Origin of the sequence: Curtobacterium sp. BRB10 (assembly GCF_031844325.1) — a bacterium.
Classification (GTDB): Bacteria; Actinomycetota; Actinomycetes; order Actinomycetales; family Microbacteriaceae; genus Curtobacterium; species Curtobacterium poinsettiae_A.
Window position 1 is genome coordinate 35,380 of sequence record NZ_JAUZVA010000002.1, and the last position, 19,994, is coordinate 55,373.

The 19,994-nt window shown below is 71.7% G+C and carries 19 protein-coding genes; 7 read left to right on the top strand and 12 right to left on the bottom strand.

Annotation, left to right across the window (positions count from 1 at the left end; genetic code table 11):
* Positions 1-117: 117 nt before the first annotated feature.
* The 7 genes from glgX to Q9R26_RS04005 all read right to left on the bottom strand — a co-directional run bounded on the left by glgX (position 118) and on the right by Q9R26_RS04005 (position 7,978).
* Positions 118-2,136, bottom strand: a complete 2,019-nt coding sequence (glgX, locus tag Q9R26_RS03975; protein WP_311226605.1) for a glycogen debranching protein GlgX — start codon at positions 2,134-2,136, stop codon at positions 118-120.
* A 59-nt stretch (positions 2,137-2,195) separates the two neighbouring features.
* The gene (locus Q9R26_RS03980) at positions 2,196-2,810 is read right to left on the bottom strand and encodes a TetR/AcrR family transcriptional regulator (protein WP_071248778.1); all 615 of its coding nucleotides are present in this window, start codon (positions 2,808-2,810) and stop codon (positions 2,196-2,198) included.
* 134 nt (positions 2,811-2,944) lie between these two features.
* Complete coding sequence (locus Q9R26_RS03985) at positions 2,945-3,481, bottom strand: MarR family winged helix-turn-helix transcriptional regulator (RefSeq protein WP_182064196.1); 537 nt, start codon at positions 3,479-3,481, stop codon at positions 2,945-2,947.
* 18 nt (positions 3,482-3,499) lie between these two features.
* Positions 3,500-3,682: a hypothetical protein gene (locus tag Q9R26_RS03990; protein WP_071404431.1), complete on the bottom strand. Its 183-nt coding sequence runs from the start codon at positions 3,680-3,682 to the stop codon at positions 3,500-3,502.
* A 148-nt stretch (positions 3,683-3,830) separates the two neighbouring features.
* Positions 3,831-4,400, bottom strand: a complete 570-nt coding sequence (locus Q9R26_RS03995) for a hypothetical protein (protein WP_311226606.1) — start codon at positions 4,398-4,400, stop codon at positions 3,831-3,833.
* A gap of 1 nt (position 4,401) precedes the next feature.
* Positions 4,402-6,435 carry a primary-amine oxidase gene (locus Q9R26_RS04000; protein ID WP_311226607.1) on the bottom strand — a complete coding sequence of 678 codons (2,034 nt, stop codon included), beginning with the start codon at positions 6,433-6,435 and terminating at the stop codon, positions 4,402-4,404.
* Between the two features lie 49 nt (positions 6,436-6,484).
* Complete coding sequence (locus tag Q9R26_RS04005; protein WP_182064191.1) at positions 6,485-7,978, bottom strand: APC family permease; 1,494 nt, start codon at positions 7,976-7,978, stop codon at positions 6,485-6,487.
* Positions 7,979-8,171: 193 nt separating this feature from the next.
* Between Q9R26_RS04005 and Q9R26_RS04010 the strand changes: the two genes are divergently transcribed.
* The 4 genes from Q9R26_RS04010 to Q9R26_RS04025 all read left to right on the top strand — a co-directional run bounded on the left by Q9R26_RS04010 (position 8,172) and on the right by Q9R26_RS04025 (position 11,231).
* Positions 8,172-9,689 carry an APC family permease gene (locus Q9R26_RS04010; RefSeq protein WP_311226608.1) on the top strand — a complete coding sequence of 506 codons (1,518 nt, stop codon included), beginning with the start codon at positions 8,172-8,174 and terminating at the stop codon, positions 9,687-9,689.
* Positions 9,686-10,339, top strand: coding sequence for a helix-turn-helix domain-containing protein (locus tag Q9R26_RS04015; RefSeq protein WP_259362633.1), 654 nt, complete (start codon positions 9,686-9,688; stop codon positions 10,337-10,339). The genes Q9R26_RS04010 and Q9R26_RS04015 overlap by 4 nt, the downstream gene beginning before the upstream one ends.
* 109 nt (positions 10,340-10,448) lie before the next feature.
* Complete coding sequence (locus Q9R26_RS04020) at positions 10,449-10,892, top strand: Hsp20/alpha crystallin family protein (RefSeq protein WP_182064189.1); 444 nt, start codon at positions 10,449-10,451, stop codon at positions 10,890-10,892.
* 12 nt (positions 10,893-10,904) lie between these two features.
* Complete coding sequence (locus tag Q9R26_RS04025; RefSeq protein WP_182064188.1) at positions 10,905-11,231, top strand: hypothetical protein; 327 nt, start codon at positions 10,905-10,907, stop codon at positions 11,229-11,231.
* An 82-nt stretch (positions 11,232-11,313) separates the two neighbouring features.
* On the opposite strand, the gene Q9R26_RS04030 is transcribed toward Q9R26_RS04025, so the two are convergent.
* Positions 11,314-12,195 (bottom strand): manganese catalase family protein, encoded by an 882-nt coding sequence (locus Q9R26_RS04030; RefSeq protein ID WP_182064187.1) that lies wholly within the window; start codon positions 12,193-12,195, stop codon positions 11,314-11,316.
* Positions 12,196-12,495: 300 nt separating this feature from the next.
* Between Q9R26_RS04030 and Q9R26_RS04035 the strand changes: the two genes are divergently transcribed.
* Positions 12,496-13,707, top strand: a complete 1,212-nt coding sequence (locus tag Q9R26_RS04035) for a sensor histidine kinase (protein WP_259362632.1) — start codon at positions 12,496-12,498, stop codon at positions 13,705-13,707.
* A complete protein-coding gene (locus tag Q9R26_RS04040; protein ID WP_182064186.1) occupies positions 13,704-14,375 on the top strand; it encodes a response regulator transcription factor in 672 nt (223 codons plus the stop codon). The genes Q9R26_RS04035 and Q9R26_RS04040 overlap by 4 nt, the downstream gene beginning before the upstream one ends.
* Here Q9R26_RS04040 and Q9R26_RS04045 read toward each other — a convergent pair.
* Positions 14,372-15,124, bottom strand: coding sequence for a TetR/AcrR family transcriptional regulator (locus tag Q9R26_RS04045; protein ID WP_311226609.1), 753 nt, complete (start codon positions 15,122-15,124; stop codon positions 14,372-14,374). The genes Q9R26_RS04040 and Q9R26_RS04045 overlap by 4 nt on opposite strands.
* A gap of 79 nt (positions 15,125-15,203) precedes the next feature.
* Here Q9R26_RS04045 and Q9R26_RS04050 point away from each other — a divergent pair, with 79 nt between their 5' ends.
* On the top strand, positions 15,204-16,046 hold the full coding sequence (locus Q9R26_RS04050) for an NAD(P)H-binding protein (RefSeq protein ID WP_311226610.1): 843 nt from the start codon (positions 15,204-15,206) through the stop codon (positions 16,044-16,046).
* On the opposite strand, the gene Q9R26_RS04055 is transcribed toward Q9R26_RS04050, so the two are convergent.
* Genes Q9R26_RS04055 through Q9R26_RS04065 form a run of 3 tightly spaced genes read right to left on the bottom strand, consistent with a single transcriptional unit; the run spans position 16,039 to position 19,891 of the window.
* Entirely contained in the window at positions 16,039-16,800 is a 762-nt protein-coding gene (locus Q9R26_RS04055) for a triose-phosphate isomerase family protein (RefSeq protein WP_311226611.1), read from the bottom strand. The two genes, Q9R26_RS04050 and Q9R26_RS04055, sit on opposite strands and share 8 nt — an antisense overlap.
* A complete protein-coding gene (locus Q9R26_RS04060) occupies positions 16,797-18,503 on the bottom strand; it encodes a dihydroxyacetone kinase family protein (protein ID WP_311226612.1) in 1,707 nt (568 codons plus the stop codon). The genes Q9R26_RS04055 and Q9R26_RS04060 overlap by 4 nt, the downstream gene beginning before the upstream one ends.
* On the bottom strand, positions 18,500-19,891 hold the full coding sequence (locus Q9R26_RS04065) for an MFS transporter (RefSeq protein WP_311226613.1): 1,392 nt from the start codon (positions 19,889-19,891) through the stop codon (positions 18,500-18,502). The genes Q9R26_RS04060 and Q9R26_RS04065 overlap by 4 nt, the downstream gene beginning before the upstream one ends.
* Between the last annotated feature and the right edge of the window lie 103 nt (positions 19,892-19,994).

Here is a 19,994-nt window from a genome sequence, read left to right on the forward strand (position 1 = left end):
CAAGCACCACTTCGTGAGCAGGAATGGTCGGGTCCCCCAACGGGAACCCGACCATTTCTGCTCACCAAGCGAAGCCGTGCGAAGCCAGGCGAAGCCGTGCGAGCCCCGCGCGACCCCTCAGACCAGCGCGGTGAAGGACGCGTCGCGCACGAGCAGCGTCGCCGCGTCGCCGACCACGGCCTGGTCGGGGTCGCTCGACAGCCCGAGGGACCAGCTGCCCCCACCCGGACGCTCCGGCAGCGTGAACTCCACCGTGGTGTCCGACGCGTTCAGCAGCACGGCAACGGTGTCGTCGCCCTGGTGCAGCACGAGCGCCACGGCCCGGTTGCCGCCGTCCGCCCAGTCGCCGTCCTCGAACCCGGCGGCGTCGGCACGGAGCACGGTCACCGTCGACTCCGAGTCACCCGGCGCGGTGCGGAACCACTCCGGACGCAGGGCCTGGTGCTGCCGACGGAACGCGATGGCCGCCGTGGTGAAGGCGAGCAGGTCCTGGTCGGCGGCGGCCCAGTCGAACCACGAGATCTCGTCGTCCTGGCAGTACGCGTTGTTGTTGCCGCCCTGTGACCGGGCGAGCTCGTCGCCACCCAGGATCATCGGCACGCCGGCGGAGAGCAGCAGGGTGCCGAGGAAGTTGCGACGCTGCCGGTCGCGGTAGTCGTTCACCGCGCCGTCGTCGGTCGGGCCCTCGATGCCGCCGTTGAACGAGGTGTTGTCGCTCTCGCCGTCGTTGTTGTCCTCGCCGTTGGCCTCGTTGTGCTTGTCGGCGTACATCGTCAGGTCGGCCAGGGTGAAACCATCGTGGGCGGTCACGAAGTCGATCGAGCACAGCGGGGAACGCCGCGAGCCCTCGTAGACGTCGGGGCTGCCCAGGACCCGCTGCACGGCGTCGCCGAGTGCGCCCTCGTCGCCGCGCCAGAAGGCCCGGAGGTCGTCGCGGTACTTGCCGTTCCACTCGGACCAGTCGGCCGGGAACCCACCGACCTGGTAGCCGGCGGTGTCCCACGGCTCGGCGATCATCTTGACCTCGCGCAGCACTGGGTCCTGGTGGATGATGTCGAGGAACGCGGAGTGCTTCTCGGCCTCGCCGTCCTGGCGGGTGAGCGTCGTGGCCAGGTCGAACCGGAAGCCGTCGACGTGCATCTCCTCGACCCAGTAGCGGAGCGAGTCCATGATGAGTCCGAGGGCAGCCGGGTGTCCGACGTTCAGGCTGTTGCCGGTGCCGGTGGTGTCGAAGTAGTTCGCCTCGTCACCCTCGACCAGCCGGTAGTACGACTGGTTGTCGATCCCCTTGAACGACAGCGTCGGGCCCATGTGGTTGCCCTCGGCGGTGTGGTTGTAGACGACGTCCATGATGACCTCGAGCCCCGCGGCGTGCAGGGCCTTCACCATCTCCTTGAACTCGGCGACCTGCTGCCCGGCGGTGCCGGAGGACGAGTACTCGTCGTGCGGCGCGAAGAAGCCGATGCTGTTGTAGCCCCAGTAGTTGCGGAGGCCCTTGTCGAGGAGCGTCGAGTCCTGCACGAACTGGTGCGTCGGCAGCAGCTCGACCGCGGTGACGCCGAGGTCGGTCAGGTGCTTGATCGCTGCCGGGTGGGCCATGCCGGCGTAGGTGCCGCGGATCTCCTCGGGGACGTCCGGGTGCTGCTTCGTGAAACCCTTGACGTGCACCTCGTACACGACGGTGTCGGCGAGCGGCGTCCGCAGCAGGCTGTCGCCGTCCCAGTCGAAGGACCGGTCGGCGACGACCGACTTGGGCATCGCGCTGGCCGAGTCGGTGTCGTCGAGGCGCTCGGGGTCGTCCATGTCGTGGCCGAACAGGGCCTGGCCCCACTCGTAGGTGCCGTCGACGGCGGTGGCGTAGGGGTCGAGCAGGAGCTTCGCGCCGTTGTGGCGCAGGCCGTTCGCCGGGTCCCACGCGCCGTGCACCCGGAAGCCGTAGCGGGTGCCGACGGTCACGCCGGGAACGACGTCGTGGAAGGTGTAGCCGGTGCGGTTGCGGAGCTCGGTTCGGTGCTCGGTGCCGTCGTCGTCGAAGGTGCAGAACTCGACCCGCTCGGCGGTGCTCGAGAACAGGGCGACGTTGGCGCCCCCGTCGACGAGCGTGACGCCGAGCGGGGTGCGCGTGGAAGTGGTCATGCTGCCCTTCTACCGGCCGGTCGCTGTGCCACCGGCGGTCTGGGCGTACCCCTGGCCGCTCAGCGCACCGGCGGGACGAGCTGCTCGAGCAGCCGCAGCACCCGTTCGCCGTCGACGGCGTCGGGGTCGAGCAGCCACTGGACCTGCAGTCCGTCGGATGCCGCGATGCTCAGGCTCGCCAGGTCGACCGGGTCCAGGTCGGCGCGGATCCGGCCGCTCGCCTGGTCCGCCTCGATCAGTGCGGCGAGTTCGGCGCGCAGCCGGGCGAAGCGTTCGCGCATGAAGTCGCGTGTCGCCGGGTGGCCCTCCTGCACGGCGTCGGCCGCGAGCGTCGTGTACAGCTGCACGAGCCCCGGCACGGCCCGGTTGCGCGACGCGCTCTCGCGCATGTCGCCGATGGCCGACTTCATCCGGTCGGGCGCGCCCTGCTCGCGCACCTCGTGCTCCCGGTAGACGGCGAGCAGCAGTTCGTCGCGACTCGGGAAGTAGTGGCGGAGTGCGGCGTGCGTGATCCCGAGGGCCTCGGCCACCGAGCGGAGCGACGATGCGTCGACCCCCTGCTCCGCGACCATCCGGATCATCTCGTCGAGGATCTGCGTGCGCCGCTCGGCGCCCTTGCGGTACCCGCCGCGGCGCGGCTGGGCCGCGTCGGCGTCGTCCGCGGGGTGGGTCATGCACCCAACTTACCGCTGGAAGGTTTTCTCGCCACCGTCGGACGGGAGGCCCGTGGCGGGCCCACCACGGGCCTCCCGTCCGCGTCCGGGTCGCGTCGCACTCCGCCGGGTCGCGTCAGGCGGGCGCGCTCGCGTCAGTCCTGGTCGTCGACCGTGTACTCGTCGACCGGCGCGGGCGTGCCCGCGGCGAGCGCGTCGACGATCTTCGTGAGCGAGTCGGCGAGGACGGCGTTGTCCGCGTCGGGGAGTTGCTCGAGCACCTCGACGACCGCCGCGTGGAAGCGGGCGTACGAGGCGTCGATCTTCTCGGCGGCCCGGTCGGTCGGGGCGAGCACCTGCGCACGGCGGTCGGTGGGGTGCGCCGTGCGGGACAGCAGACCCTTCTGCACGAGCCCGTCGACGATCTTGGTCACCGAGGCGTTCGAGACGGCGAGCATCACGGCGAGGTCCTTCGGGCCCATCGTCCGGCCGTCCCGGTGCGCCTGGAGCAGGTACCGGACGGCGAGGAACTCGTTCTTCGACAGGCCGCTCTCGATGCGGGCGGACTCGATCTGCTGGTCCTCGGCGTGCTGCAGGCGCAGCAGCGCGTCGACGGCGGTCTTCGCGACCCGGGACTCGGGTTCGCGGGCGTAGAGGTGGACGTGCTCTCGACGGACGACGGTCAACGGCATGGGGTCATGCGCTCCTTGCTAAACGGCAGGCGTGGTGAAGAAGTCCGCGTAGGACGGTTCGGAACGACCGGCGAGCAGCGAGGGGTCCTGGATGCGACGCTCGACGTACGCGTCGATGATCGCCGGGTCGGTGAGACCGACGCGCGTGTGACTGCCACCGATCCGTGCCGTCCGAGGCATCCCGGAGTACGTGCTGTGCATGTCGTGTCCCGCCCTTCTTGCTTGCCGTGTGTCCCCTGCGGACGGCTGAACTCTTTCACAAAGTGAACGGTCAGTTCAACGAACCATTTGCAGTGTGTACGTTTTGCGCGCCGAACGGTTCGGCGGCATCCGGCGCGCGGCAAGCGCCTCAGACCATCGCCGCGGACATCACCGCGACCGCGACACCCATCGCCAGGGTCTCGACCAGCGGTAGTGCACGTGATCGTCGCCGGACGCCGTCACGGAGCACGTGGACGGTGAGCACCAGGTACCCGAGGGTCAACCCGCCCAGCACCACCTGCCACGTCACCGCGACCACCCCGAGGTGCTGGTGCATCCCCGCGGCGCCGGCGTCGTGCGCCATGCCGACACCCATCGCGCCCATCGCGCCCATCACGAGCAGGCCCAGGGCAGCGTGCAGTCGCCCGTACCGGCCGTGTGCGGAGGCCGCACCCGGCGGCTGAGCCGACCCGCGCCTCCAGGCGGACGTGGACTGCAACCGGTGCACCCCGGCGACCACCACGGCGAGGAGGGCCAGCACCAGGAACCACAGGACACCCGGCAGGACCCGGGGTCCGAACGCCCCGTCGACCATCGCCGCCACCATCGCGACCGCGGCGACCACGTCGACCGCACGGCCGGGGCGCCATGCCCCGACCGTGCAGCAGGCCCCGGCGGACGCCGGCACGATGGCCGCGAGCCCGAGCAGGTCGGTCACGTCAGTGCCCGACCCCGTGGTCGTGCCCGTGGTCGTGCTGGTGCTCGGCTGCGTCGTGTGCGGCCTCGACGGTGCCGGAGACGTGGTGCGAGCAGTGCGACCCGGCCGACGCCCCGATCGACGCCGGCACGTTCAGGGCCGGGTTCCGCGGGAAGAACCCGTACGGCTTGAGCGTGAACTTGGCGTAGTCGACGGGCATGACGGGCCAGTCCTCGGGCCGGGGGAAGTGCGTGGGACCGAAGGTGTGCCACAGCACGATGTCCTCGCCGTCGAGCGGACGGTCACCCTGCACGTACCGGGCGACGCCGTCCCCGCCGGGGTTCTGGTGCACGAAGTCCCCGGCGGCGAAGCGCTCGGCCGGGTCGTACTGCGTCACGTACAGGTGCTTCCGCGCGAACTCGGCGCGTGCGGCCACCGACGACGAGTCGTCCGCGAGCAGCACCGGGGCGTCCTGCGGGTACAGCACGTACCCGGTCGGGCGATCGAGGTGGTTGCGCTCCTCGGTGTTCGAGATGAACCAGGTCCGTGCCTTCGAGGCGTCGGCGAGACGGCCGGAGGTCGACTCGGACGACAGCCGGGTGACCGACTTCGTGAACGCGTTGCCGTGCTCGTTGCCCGGGCCGACGGGGACCCGGACGGCGTCGACCTCGTCCACCGCGTTCGACAGCCCGTCGACCATCATGTCGAGCCGCGCCGAGAACAGGTGCTGGTGGTACGGCGCACCGAGGCCGGGCGCGACCTCGGACGCGTACGGGTAGTCGTCACCCGACTCCGTCCGACCCGGGTACGACGAGGTGAAGAGGACGCCGGTGAGCTTCGCCTCGCACTCGATCGTGCCGTCGAGGTACAGGTACCAGTAGAACCCGTAGTCGTAGTTGCCGACGGTGGTGAAGAACGAGATCACCAGCCGACGTGAGCGCCGGACCTCCTGCGACCCGGTGTAGATGTCCCCGTGCTTCCACAGCGTGCCGAAGTCCTCCTCGTGCATGCAGATGCCGTTGCGGATGGTCTGCGGGTTACCGAGCTCGTCGGCGAGGACGGCGTCGAAGTACTTGATCTCGCCGACGCAGTCGCAGCCGAGCTCGAGCGAGTTGGTGAAGCGTCCGAACAGGTACTCGCCGGTGTCGAAGTAGTTCTGCCAGAACCGCACCGGCGACGGGTCGCCGTAGGGCACGAGCATCTCGTCGATCGAGGCCCGGTAGACGATCGGCCGCAGCCGCGCGCCGTCCTGCCACGACAGCTGCCGGAGCACGAGCCCCTCTCTGGCGTCGAACCCGACCTGGAACCGCCAGTTCGCCCACTCGACGAACTCGCCGTCGACCGAGAACGACGGCCCCTCGGGCTGCGTGATGACGATCGGCTTGAGGTCGAGCGGTTCGCCCTGCATCGCCGGGTCGTCGAAGTTGCCGGACGTGGCGGGCACGGGCATCTCCGCGACGTCCACGATGCGGGTCACGGCGCGGTTGGCGGCGTCGACGTACACGGACAAGCCGTCCACCGGGTGCGCCCAGACGTGGTCGGCGGGGTGGTCCTGGCGGAAGGCGAGCACGCGGAGGATCCGGCGCCCCGCTTCCTCGGGGTAGTCGTAGTACCCGGCCGAGAGCGGGACGCACTTCACCTCGTCCGGCGTCAGGCCGCGCTTCGCCAGGGCGGCGACCCAGCGCTCGTCCGCGTTCGCGATCTCGCCGACGGCGTCGAACTCCTCGATGAGGACGGGCAGCTGTCCGCGGGACCCGTCGAGCACGTCGGTGGACAGGACGGTCCGGTCGGTGATCGAGACGACGCCGTCGGTGGAACGTCCGGTCGCCATGTCGAGGAGCATCACGCGGGCGCGGCGGTCCGGCAGGGGGCCGTCGCCGGCCTGCCAGGCCAGGACCTGCTGCTTGTGCGGCTCGTCGAGGCCGACGTAGACGAAGCGCGTGGTGTCGGTCCAGTCCGGCTGCGCCGTGACGACGTCGCGGACGGTGGTGAACTCGTCAGGGCTCAGGTTCGCGAGCGGGTGGGTGGTGGCGGTGACGGGATCGGTGAGCGTCATGCTGGTGGTTCCTTCGGTTCGGTCTGGAGGCGCGGGTCGGGTGGGTCGGTCAGCCGTCGCTGGCGAGACGATCGAGCATCTGGTCGTAGCGGCGGCGGTCGCGCCGGCGCAGCACCACGGCCTGCAGCACGCCGACGGCGGGCACGACCACGACGAGGCCGGTGAGCACGGTGCTGACGACACCGAAGACGCTCGCTCCGGAACCGTCGACGTCGCCGACGAGCGTCGGGAAGTTCGCCCAGATCAGGACGGCCGAGGCGACGAGCCCGACGAACCCGAGGACGGGGGCGATGACGGTGTTCCAGATGCGGCGGTCGGCGCGGTTCCGACGGAAGTAGACGATGACGGCGAGGCTCGTCGCGGCCATCAGGATCGCCACGCCAAGGGTGGCGACACCGGCGAACCAGCTGAAGACCTGCAGGACCGGGTCGAGGCCGAGGACGGCGAACAGGACCATGAGCACGGCGGCGGTGACCGTCTGCACGATGCTCGAGGTGTGCGGCGACTCGTGCTTGCGGTGCACGGTGCCGAGACGACCGGGCAGGAGCGAGGCGTTCGCCATCGAGTGCTGGTACCGGGTGATGACGTTGTGGAAGGACAGGACGCAGGCGAACATGCTCGTGAGCAGCAGCACGTTCAGGACGGCCTCACCCGCGGTGCCGATGTAGCGCGCCGCCGTGGTGAGGATGAGGGCGCCCGGGTCCTTCGCGGCCTCGGCGAGCACGCCGTCCGGACCCCAGGCCATCACGAGTCCCCACGACGCCAGCGTGTAGAACACCCCGATGCCGATGACGGCGGTGTAGGTGGCCCGCGGGATCGTGCGCTCCGGGTCCTTCGCCTCGTCACGGAAGATCGCGGTGGCCTCGAACCCGATGAACGCCGCGATGGCGAACATGAGGCCGACGCCGGGCGAGCCGGACATGACGTGGGTCGGTGCGAACGGCGCGAGCGAGAGCCCGTCGGCACCGCCGCGGAACACGATCGCGGCCACCAGGACGAGCACGATCCCGACCTCACCGACGAGCAGGACGCCGAGGACCTTGCTGGACAGGTCGATGTGCCGGTACCCGAGCACCCCGACGAGCGCCACGACGACCAGGGACCACACGTACCAGGGGACGTCCGGCCCGCCGAGGCCCGTGACCGTCACCCCGAGCAGGTACCCGATGTAGCCGTGCACGCTGACCTGGATCGTCGTGTAGGTCAGCAGCGCCAGGGTGGCCGCCCCCGCACCGGCCGGACGACCGAGCCCGTGGCCCACGAACGTGAAGAAGGCGCCGGGTCGTGGCAGGTGCCGGGTCATCGCCGCCAGCCCCACCGAGAACAGCAGCAGGATCACGGCGGACGCGGCGTAGAGCGACGGGAACCCGACGCCGTTGCCGAGCAGCATGCCAAGCGGGGCGGCGCCGCCGACGACGGTGAGCGGGGCGGCGGCCGCGACGACCATGAACACGATCGCGGTGACGCCGAGCGAGCCGCGCATGGTCCGCTGCGGTGCGGGTACGGCTCCGAGTGACGCGGGGTCCTTCGTGATGCTGGACATCGTGGCCTTCCGGTTCGGGTGACTGGGGCGGGGTGGGACCACGGTCCCGCGCCGCCGTTACGCCCCCGTTCCACGGGTGTGAAACCCGCACGCACCCGAATGGGACGGCCCGGGCGAGGCGTCTCATTTGCCCGAGACCACCGCGAAACACGACCGAGACACCGGGGCAACGCAGCCCCCGTACCGTTGCCGCATGACCGCGCTCGACCGTGCCATCGCCGACCCGCCACGGGTGCCGGGCATCGGCACGCGCTCCCCCGTCGACGGACTGTCCCGGCGGAGCGTCGGCCCGGTCGACGTGCTGGCGCAGTCGGTGTCCGCGGTCGCACCGTCGGCGGCGGCCACCACGATCCCGGTGCTCGTCGCGACCGTCGCCGGGCAGGGCGCGACGTGGTCCCTGCTCGCCGCGATGGCGCTGTCGTTCCTGGTCGGACGCACCGTGAACCAGTTCGTCCGACGCGTGGCGGGCACCGGCTCGCTCTACACCTACGTCTCGCTCGGCCTGGGGCCGGCGGCCGGTGTGGTCGCGGGCGCCGCACTGCTGCTCGGCTACGGGTTCATCGCGATGTTCTCGCTCACCGGCAGCGGCTACTACCTCGACTACCTGCTGTCCCGGTTCGTCCCGACCGCCAGCACCGGCTCCCTGGTCACGGTCGTGGTGATCACCGCCATGGGCGCCGCGGTGTTCGCCGTCATCGCCCTCGGCGTCCGGTTGTCGACGCGCCTCACCCTGCTCGTCGAGACCCTGTCCGTCGCCGTCATCGTCGTGCTGATCGTCGCCCTGGTCGCACGCCTGCAGCCCGTCGACACGTCCGCCCTCGCACTCGGCCCGACCGCGCCGGCACCCTTCGCGGTGGGCACGGCGCTCGCGGTCACCGCCTTCGTCGGGTTCGAGAGCGCGTCGGTGCTCGGCGTGGAGGCACGGCGCCCGTTCCAGGCGATCCCCCGCGCGATCTCGTGGACCGTCCTGGTCGCGGGCGTGCTCTACGTCGTGAGCGCTGCCGCCCAGCAGACCGGGTTCGCCGCGATCGGCGCCGACCTCGCCACGAGCGCGTCGCCGGTCAACGAGCTCGCCACGGCCTTCGGCATGCAGTGGGTCGGGTGGGCGCTCGACCTCGGGATCGCCGCCTCGTTCGCCGCGTGCGCGATCGCCTCGACGACGGCGCTCGTCCGGGTGCTGTTCGCGATGGGCCGTGAAGGGGTGCTGCCGGCCGCGCTCGGGCGGGCGTCGCCACGGTTCCGGACACCCTTCGTCGCGGGGGTGCTGGCGTGCTCGGTGCTGACCGCGCTGCCGGTCCTCGGGCTCCTCACCGGCATCCCGACGTGGTCCCTGATGGAGGCCGAACTGGTCGTCGCGGCACTCGGGTACCTGACGGCGTACGCGATGACGTGCTTCGCGGCTCCGGTGTTCCTGCGACGCATCGGCGAGTTGACGACGGGGGTGGCGACCACCGCGGTGACGACCGGCGTCCTGCTCACCGCCGTGCTGCTCACCTACGCCGGGGTCGAGGCCGCGTCGCCCCGATGGCCGGCCGTCGTCCTCGCCGTCGGGGTGGTCACCGCGGTCGTCGTCGCGTTCCTGGTGGCGACCCGTCGGCGACCCTGGCGACGGGGTCGGAGCCGGGCGGTGTACGACGTGCCGGTCGAGGCGGACCTGCTGGGCGCCTCCCGGCCGTCCGCCGGACCCGGCCACGGGACGGGGGTGCGGTGAGCGAACCCGGTCTCCGCGCGCGGCAGCCGAAGGCGATCCAGAACGCCCTCGCGGTGCTCGAGGCGGTCGCGCACGCCGGGCCCGGCGTCACCGCTCAGCAGATCTCGGACGCGCTCGGGATGCCGCGGGCGACCACCTACCGGCTCATCACGCTGCTCGTGGAGGACGAGTACCTGGTGCGGCTGCCGGACCTGCGCGGCTTCGCACTCGGGCACAAGGTCTCGGAGCTCGCCGGCGTCGCCCCGGCCACGGCCCCGTCGGTCCCACCACTCCCCCGCGCCGTCCGGTCTGTGCTGTCCGACGTGCGCTCGGCGGTCCGCGCCGGGGTGCACCTGGCCCGGTACGACGCCGACGGGATCTGCGACGTCGACGTCGACCCGGACTTCCCGCTCCTCGACGCGACCGCCCTGCGATCGGCACCCGGGTCGAGTGCGATGGGGCGGCTGCACGCCGGCGGCGGCGCCTCGGCGTCGCAGGTCGGCGCCTTCGTGCGGGGCTTCGGTTGCTTGGCCCTGCCCGTCCGCGGCGAGCGCGGTGAGCTCGTGGCGGGGCTGACGTTGTCCGCGCCCGCGGCCCGGGTGGAGTCCCCTGGCCAGGCCCTGGTGCACCTGCGGACGGCGGTCGCGCGGCTCGAGCCCCTGCTCGGCTGAGTTCTCGGCGTCCTCCGAGCGATCTTTTGGCACTCACCAGGGTCGAGTGCTAAAACGGTGGCAGTTGAATCGAGGGGACTCAACGAGAACCACGAAGGAGTTGATTCCGATGACGATGAACTTCGACCCGTTCCGCGAGCTCGACCGACTCGCGGGTTCGCTCCTCGGCACCGCCGCTGGCCCGCGCTCGATGCCGATGGACCTGTACCGCACCGGGGACCACTACGTCCTCGACGTCGACCTGCCCGGCATCGACCCGGGCTCCGTCGACATCGACGTGGACGGCTCCGTCCTGACCATCCGCGCCGAGCGCACCCTGGGAGCACCCGAGGGGTCGCAGTGGCTCACACGCGAGCGCCAGCCCGGCACGTTCGTCCGGCAGCTGACGCTCGGCGACGGCCTGGACGCCGAGCGCATCACCGCCGGGTACGACAACGGCGTGCTGAGCGTCACGATCCCCGTCAAGGAGTCCGCGAAGCCGCGCAAGATCGCCGTCACCGTCGGTGGCGGATCCGAGCAGCTCGCGGTCGGTTCCGGCGCCGCCGCCGAGTGAGGAGCGTCAGCGATGACGTCCGTCCTGCTGAACGCGGTGGTGGCGGTCCTCGTCGTCACCGCGGCGCTCGCGCTGACGAGCCTGGACCGGCGCACCGCCGTGCTGCTCGGGGCCGCCGGCAGCCTGACCGGCACGTTCCTGGCCTGGGTCGCCGCGCCACGGCTCTTCGAGCAGTCACTCCTGGCCCCCTGGGTCGCGGCGGTCCTCGGCACGGCCCTGCTGATCGCGGGGTGGAGCGCGGTCCGCGCCTACTCGGGCATCTTCGAGGCACCACGCGACGAAGAACCCGAGACGGGGGCGCTGATGACCGTGGGCGGGTCCGCCCCGTCGGTGCGGTGACCACCTGACGGACAGGAGGCCCGGTGCACGTCGTGCGCCGGGCCTCCCGTCGTTCCGTCGGTCGCGTGGGCGACCGTCGGGACTACTCCTTGTTCAGCTTGTCCTGCACCAGGCCGGCCGTCTTCTCGACGACGTTCGGCAGCTCGGTGGTGCCGTAGAGCCGGACGTCGGGGTGCGTGGGCGGCGGCATCGGGACCGAGGTCGTCGGGCCGTCGTGGTACGAGTACTCACCCTTGCCGTCGAACGAGGGGCCGCTCGCCCACGGGCCGTTCCCCGCCTCGGCACCGTCGGAGAAGTTGAGGTACTGGTAGTTGACCTCCTGGTTCTCCTTCGACTGCGGGAAGTTGCTCGGCACGGGGAAGCCCTCGACACCCTTCTCGCGCAGCTCGGCAGCGGCGGTCGCCCACATGTTCTGGTGCATGGTGTCGCGGGCGATGAGGAAGGACAGCAGGTCCCGCACGCCGTGGTCGTCGGTCATGTGGTAGAGCCGGGCGGCCTGCACTCGACCCTGCATCTCGGCGTTCTCGTTCGCCGTGAAGTCGGCGAGCAGGTTGCCGCTGGCGGTGATGTAGGAGCCCTGCCAGGGGTTGCCGTTGCTGTCCACCGGACGGGCACCCGCACCGGCGACGATCGCGTGCTGGACGTCGGTACCACCGACGATCGCGGCGACCGTGGGATCGTCCTGCAGCGCGTCCTCGGTGATGCCGAGCGGGGACTTCTCGAGCAGCTGCGCGATCATCGTCGCGAGCATCTCGACGTGGCCCATCTCCTCGGCGCCGATGCCGAACACCATGTCGCGGTACTTGCCGGGAATGTGCATGTTCCACGCCTGGAACTGGTACTGCAGCGCGACGGAGATCTCTCCGTACTGGCCGCCGAGCACCTCCTGCAGCTTGCGGGCATACACGGCATCCGGCTTGTCGGGTGTCGACTTGAACTGGAGTTCCTGCTTGTGGAAGTACAACTCGTGCTCCTTCGTCTCGATCGAGCGATTGCACGGCCGATGGTTCGCCGGGGGTACTGAGCGGCGGTCCAAGGTGGCCGGATCGCGCGGATCGGCTTCACCCGGCAGGACGAGGCCCTTCGGTCGACCGCCCGATGCCGTCGGCCGTCCGGTTGCGCAGGCTGGGAGCATGCAGACCTCGACCAAGCACACGATCGCCACCCTGCTGCTCTGCGCGGCGATCGTGGTCGCCACCGTCATCGCACTCATGGCCATGACGCCGCCCGCGTGACGCCGGTACGGCATGGGAGGATCGCTCTCGTGACCGAACGGGGCAGGTTCCTCCGGCCGCTCGCCACCCGGTCGATCGTCGTCGACGTGGCCTGGGCGGTCCTGGCGGCGTTCGTCTTCCTGCTGCCCATCGACCTCGAGCTCGAGCACGCGAGCCTCGCCGCGGTGCTGTCGGCCTCGGTGGCGATCGCCCTGCGTCGCATCTCCCCGTCCGCCGCGATGGCGATGGTCGTCGTCCTCGGCGTGGTCCAGGTCGGCGGCGGCGAGCGCCCGTCGCTGGTGGACCTCGCGATGTTCGTCGTGATCGGCACCGCCGCCGTCGTGGGCACCCGCACCGAGGTCGTCGTCTCCGGCGTGCTCGCGGTCGTCGCCGGGGCGGGTGCGACGGTCTACCTGGCGTCGACCGGCTTCCGGTTCCTCGTGCTCATCAACGGCCCGCGCGACCAGGCGTTCCTGGCGATGGCCGCCCCGGTGACCGCGCTGCTCGGGGTCTGGGCGGGCGGGGTCGCCGTCCGGGCCTTCCGCTCCCGCGACCGCGAGTCGGAGCGCCGTGCCGACGCCGAGGCCGCAGCATCGCGTGCCGAGGCCGTCGCCACCGAGGCCGAGGCCACCGCCACCCGCGCCATCGACGTCGCCGAGTCCGAACGCATCCGCGCCGACATCGCCCGCGACGTGCACGACGTCGTCGGCCACTCGCTCGCCGTGATCATCGCGCAGGCCGACTCGGTGCCGTTCCTCGACGACGAGGCGCGCATCCGAGCGGTCAGCGCCACCATCGCCAGCACCGCCCGGAGTTCCCTGGTCGAGGTCCGGCAGGTCCTTGGGCACATCGACGGCTCCGCCGAGGCGACCGGGCCGGGCTCGCTCGAGGAGATCGTGCAGGGCATCCGCGACGCCGGGGTCGACGTCGACCGCACGGTGCGCGGCGTTCCGTTGGCCCTGCGCCCGGACACCGGCACGGCAGCCCGTCGTGTGCTGCAGGAGATGCTCACGAACGCCCTGCGCCACGGCGCCCCCGGCAACCCCGTCGTCGTGCGGGAGACCTGGCGGAACGCCGACCTGGTGCTCGAGGTCGAGAACGTCGCCGGCGACGGCACCACCGCCGGCTCGGGCCGCGGGATCGACGGCATGGACTCGCGCCTCGGCGCCCTCGGTGGGTCGTTCGACGCCGCCGTGCTGGACGACGTGTTCACGGCACGCGCCCGCATCCCGTTCGACGTCCAAGGGGGACCCGTCCGATGACCGAACCGATCAGGATCCTGCTCACCGACGACCAGGCGCTGTTCCGCGCGGGGCTCCGAGTGGTGCTCGACGCCCAGGACGACATGCGCGTGGTCGGTGAGGCCTCCGACGGGGCCGAAGCGCTCGCACGCATCCCCGAGGTGCGCCCCGACGTGGTGCTGCTCGACATGCGGATGGCCGGCATGGACGGCGTGGAGACCGTCCGACAGCTCTACTCCGGCGCCGTGCCGGGTCCGCTGCCGCGCGTCGTCGTGCTCACCACCTTCGGGCTCGACCCGGCGGCGGCGACCGCGATCCGGCTCGGCGCCAGCGGGTTCCTGCTCAAGGACACCACGCCGCCGTTCCTGTTCGCCGCGGTGCGGGCCGTGCACGAGGGCAGCTCGGTCATCGCACCGAACGACCTCGCGCAGCTGTTCGGCACCGACGTGGCGCGGGCCCCGGCACCGCAGCCGCCGGAGTTCGCGACCCTGACCGAGCGGGAGCGCGTCGTGTTCGGGTGGGCGTCCCGTGGCCTGTCGAACGCCGAGATCGCCACCAGGGAGTACGTCACCGAGTCGACGGTGAAGACCCAGATCTCGAGCATCCTCGGCAAGCTGTCGCTGCGCGACCGGGTGCAGCTCGTCGTCTACGCACACGACCACGGGCTGGCGGGCACCCGCGAGGACTAGTCCGCGGCGATCCGGTCGAGCCACTCCGCGAGCATCGTCCGCTCGGCTGTCGACAGTCGATCGAGCCGGGGCGCTGCGGCACGGAGGGTGATCGCGGCGCTCGTCACGGCGTCACGGCCCCGGCCCTGACCGCCCGGGTCCGCGTCGAAGTCGTCCGTCGTCGACCCGCTCGACACGAGGATCCGCCCGAGCACGGCCTCGAGGACGTCATCAGCGAGTGACGGGTCCCGCTCGTCCGCCGGAGCGGCCAGGATCGCGAGCACCGCACCGGTGCCGGCAGCGTGCACGAGCTCGACCGCGCGGCGCTCCGGCACGGCCAGTCGTCCGGCCTCGGCCACCCGCCGGATGCGCTCGGCGAGCAGCGCGGTCCCGGCGCGGGCGGCTGCCGAGCGACGGCCGCGCTCCGGGTCGCTCAACAGCACGAACAGGTCGGGGTTCGCCAGCCCGAAGCCGATCGTCATCGACCACCCGGTGCGCAGGTCCTCGACGGGGTCGGTCGCCTCGTCACGGGCAGCCCGGACGGCGTCGGCCTTCGTCGCCGAGAACCTTGCCATCGCGTGCTCGGCGACCGCTTCGAGCAGACCGTCCTTGTCGCCGAACAGCCGGTAGATGGTGGGTGCCTGGACGCCTGCGCCGTCCGCGACCGCCCGCGTGGTCACCGCCGCGGCACCGCCTTCACGCAGCATGGTGCCGGCGACCTCGACGATGCGCGAACGCGTCTCGTCGCGCTGGCTTCCCTGCTCGATCACGGAACAACGATAACGGATCTGTGCTATCACTGCGTTACCAGCGATACCACCTCGCTGTTTCCACCGATACGGAGAAGTCATGATCGTCATCACCGGGGCCACCGGAGCCCTCAACGGCGCCACCGCCGACCACCTGCTCGAGCACCTCGCGCCGTCCGACCTGGCGGTGGTGACCCGTGATCCAGCCCGAGCACGGCGGTTCGCCGACCGCGGCGTCGAGGTCCGCCGAGGCGACTACGCCGAACCGGAGACCCTGCCGGCAGCCTTCGCGAGCGCCGACCAGCTCCTGCTCGTCTCGTCGAGCGACCCGGCCGCCGACGCCGTCGCACTGCACCGTGCTGCGGTCGACGCAGCCGTCGACGCCCGCGTCGGCCGGATCCTGTACACGAGCCACCAGGGTGCCGCACACGGTTCGCCCTTCGTACCGGCAGCGCACCACGCCGCCACCGAGGACCTGCTCCGCGACTCCGGGCTGCCGTGGACCAGCCTGCGGAACGGCTTCTACGCGCACAGCGCCGCCTGGATGACGGGCCCGTGGCAGGAGACCGGCACGGTGTCCGTCCCCGTCGACGGCCCGGTGTCGTGGACCGCCCGGGAGGACGCCGCCGAGGCAGCCGCCGCGATCCTGCTCTCCGATCAGCCGTTCGACGGGCCGGTGACGCTCACCGCTCCGGACGCACCGACCTTCGCCGACCTGGCTCGGCAGGCGTCCGAGGTGTCCGGCCGGACGATCGGGTTCGAGGCCCTGGGCGAGGACGAGTGGCGTGCCCGTGCGCTGGCAGCGGGGCAGGACCCGCACATGGTCGGGTTCCTGCTCGGCATGTACCAGGCCGCCGAGCGGGGCCTGTTCGCCGGCACCGATCCGCTGCTCGGCGAGCTGCTCGGTCGCGCCCCACGGCCGGTTCGCGACCAGCTCAGTTGAGCGCCGCGACCTCGTCGAGGATCGCCTCGACCGCGGCGGGGTCGTGGGCGAACCGTCCGAGGAACAGCCCGCCGATCCGCCCCTGCCCCCGGGTGAGCAGCCCGGGTCCGGCGCTGCCCCCGTAGAGGACGGTGCTGCCGTGCAGCTCGGGCCGGGTGGCGAGGTGCTGCTCGATCCCGGCGAGCACCGCCACGATGTGGTCGTCCGGTGCGGGGGCCGGTGCGCCGATCGCCCACACCGGTTCGTAGGCGACGGTGAGGGGTCCGGCGAGACCGTCCGCGACGGCGGTCGAGACGGCCCGGTCGAGCTGCGCGGTCACCGCCGCCACGGCCTCGGTCGGATCGGAGGCCCGGTCCGGCTCCCCGACGCAGACCAGCGGACGCAGGTGGTTGCGGAACGCCGCGTGCACCTTCCCCGCGATCGTCGCGTCGTCCTCGTGGAACAGGGAACGCCGTTCGGCGTGCCCGATCTCGACCAGGTCGACGCCGATCTCCCGCAGTTCGGCGCCGGAGACCTCGCCGGTGAACGCGCCCGCGTCGGCCCACGACAGGTCCTGCGCGGCGAGGAGCACTCCCGACCCGGCGAGCAGGTCACGCACCGGGACGAGGGCCGGGAACGTCGGCGCCACGAACAGCGTCACCGCTCCCGAGCGCACCGCGGGGTGTCGCCGGGCGATGTCGCCGACCTCGGCCGCCCACGACAGCGTCCGGGCGTGCGAGAAGTACGTCTTCAGCGACACCCCGACGGTGATCACGGGGCGACCGTCTCCACGACGAGGGCGAAGGACAGTGCACCGGGGTCCGCGGTGCCGACGGCCTGGTCGGCGTGCGTCCGCGCCCGGCCCATCCTCGGCACGAGGGACTCCGTGGCGTCGGCGGCTCCGCGGGCGGCACGGACGGCATCGCCCCAGGCCTCGGCGAGCGCAGCCCCGGCGTCGAGCCGGGTGCGGAGCACCTCGTCGAACGGCACCAGGGCGTCCACCATCGTCTTGTCACCGACGGTGGCGCCGAACGCGAGCACGGCCTCGGTGGCCGCGCGGACCCCCTGCGCGACGGTGGCACCCGACGGACGCGAGTCGTCCCCGACCACGCGACCCAGTGCCTCCAGGGCGGCACCCCAGATCGCACCGGACGTGCCGCCGGCCTTGTCGGACCAGGCGTCCGCGGCGACCAGCAGGACGGTGCCGGCACCGGCACCGCGGCTGACCGCGTCGGCGGCTGCGACGTCAGCGGCGTGCGATCCGCGCTGCATCCCGATGCCGTGGTCGCCGTCACCGGCCACGGCGTCGATGCGCCCGAGTTCGTCGGCGTGCTCGTCGAGGACGGCGCGGACCGCGGCGAACCCGGCGGCGACCTGGGGGGCGACCGCGCGGGACTCGTCGGTCGCCGGGCCGATGCCGACGCCCTCGGCGTCCGCCGCCACGGTGGACGGGTCGACCCGCTGTGCGGCGACCGCACCGCCCTTGCGGTAGGCGGGCGTGTCCGCGGGTGCTGCCCAGAGTTCCTCGAGCTCGTCGTCGAGCCAGAACAACGTCAGGGAGACCCCGGCCATGTCGAAGCTCGTGACGAGTTCGCCGACCTCGGGCTCCACGATGACGACCCCGGCGTCCGCCAGGCGCCGCTGCACCGAGCGGTAGACGACGAAGAGCTCCTCGTACTTGACCGAGCCCAGGCCGTTCAGGATCGGGACCACCCGCTGGCCCTCGAGCGCCACACCGTCGGGCAGTTCGTCGAGCAGCCGGCACACCAGCAGCTCGGCCAGGCCGTCCGCGGAGGGCACGTCCGTCTCGTCGATCCCCCGTTCGCCGTGGATGCCCATGCCGACCGCCATCCGGCCCTCGGGCACCGTGAACAGGGGTTCCTCGGCACCCGGCAGCGAGCACCCGGAGAACGCGACGCCGAAGCTGCGCGTCCGGTCGTTCGCCCGCTCGGCGACGACGGTGACCGTGTCGAGGTCGTCCCCGCGCTCGGCGGCGGCGCCGGCGACCTTGAAGACGCAGAGGTCACCCGCGATGCCGCGGCGCTTCGCGCGGTCGTCGGCCGGGGCGCTCGTCACGTCGTCGGTGACGCGGACCGTCCGGACCGGGATGCCGCCGGCCTCGAGCGTGCGCGCCGCGGCGTCGAAGTTCAGGACGTCACCGGCGTAGTTGCCGTAGCTGAGCAGCACACCGCCGCCGTGCTCGGCAGCCCGCGCGACACCGGCCACCTGCTGGGCGCTCGGGCTGGCGAACAGGTTGCCCATCGCCGCACCCGCGGCCAGGCCGTGCCCGACCAGTCCACCGAACGCGGGGTAGTGGCCCGAACCCCCGCCGATCACGACCGCGACGGTGCCGTCGGGGCTCGTGGTGGAACGGGCGACCCCGCCGTGCACCTTCCGCACCCACCGCTCGTTCGCGGCGACGAAGCCGTCGGTCGCCTCGTCGGCGAAGTCCGCCGGGTCGTTGAACAGTCTGGTCATCGCTTGCTGCCCTTCTGGTCGGTGGTGCGGACGTGCGAGGTGTCGAGCAGTTCGTCGGCCTTGGCCCCGCGGAAGAACCTGGTGCAGAAGATCATCACCGCGGCGACGAACGCCAGGACGCCGAGCGAGACGATGCCGAACGCACCGCTGTCGGTGGGCACCACCTCGTTGATCGCGGTGCGCATGATCGGGGCGACGAACCCGCCGAGGTTGCCGAGCGAGTTGATCAGGCCGATGCCCGCGGCGGCTGCGGCACCGGTCAGGAACGCCGTCGGGTACGCCCAGGTGATCGGGCCGACGGCCAGGAAGCTCGCGACGGCCAGGGTGATGAACAGGATGCCGAGCACCGGCTGCCCGTTCGCACCCGCCCACGCCGAGCCGAGGATCGACAGACCGGTCGTGACGTAGAACAGGGTGCCCCAGCGACGACGGCGTCCGACGGAGTCCGCACGCGACCCGATCAGGTAGCAGGCGACGAGTCCGACGAGCCACGGGATCGCGGACACCAGACCGACCTGCCAGCCGACGTCCTGCCCGAGCAGCGAGGACACCTGCTGCGGCAGGTAGAACGTCGTACCGTAGACGGCGACCTGCAGGCAGAAGTAGATGATCGTGAAGTACCAGACGCGCCCGCTCGCCATCGCGCGCCAGATGCCCTTCGGGCCGTCCTCGCTGCGGGCGGTGTCCTCGCGCTCCATGGCCGCGGTGAGCGACGCCTTCTCGCCCGGTTCGAGCCACTTCGCCTGCTGCGGACTGTTCGTCAGGAACACCAGGGCCGCGATGCCCGCGAACACCGCCAGCAACCCCTCGCCGGCGAACATGACCTGCCAGCCGTGGAACGGCGTGACCTGGTCGCCGATGCTGATGAGACCGCCGGACAGCGGGGCGCCGATCATCTGCGAGAACGGCTGCGCCAGGTAGAAGATCGCGAACATGCGCACGCGCACCTTGTTCGGGAACCACTCGGACAGGTACATGATCACGCCCGGGAACAACCCGGCCTCGGTCACACCCAGGATGAACCGCAGGATGATGAACATCGTGTCGTTCGTCGTGAAGGCGAACAGTGCGGCGACGATGCCCCACGTGACGGCGATGCGGGCGAGCCAGAAGCGCGCACCGAACCGCTTGAGCAGCAGGTTCGACGGGATCTCGAAGATCGCGTAGCCGATGAAGAAGATGCCGGCGCCGAGGGCGAAGGCGGCGTCGGAGATGCCGCGGTCGACGCGCAGGGCCTCTTCGGCGAAGCCGACGTTCGTGCGGTCGAGGAACGCGACGAAGTACAGGATGACGAGCATCGGCATGAGGTGCTTCGTCGCCTTGCCGATGGCGGACTTCAGTCCGGGGTCGTTCGTCGACCCGAGCGCGGGGGCAGGGGGTAGTGACACGGGTTCGCTCCTTTGCGAGCACGGTGCGGTCGTTCTGGCGTCCGGCGGTCGGTTCGGTCGTCCGGACGGGAGGCACGGATCGCGTCGCCCGGTCGGCGCGCGT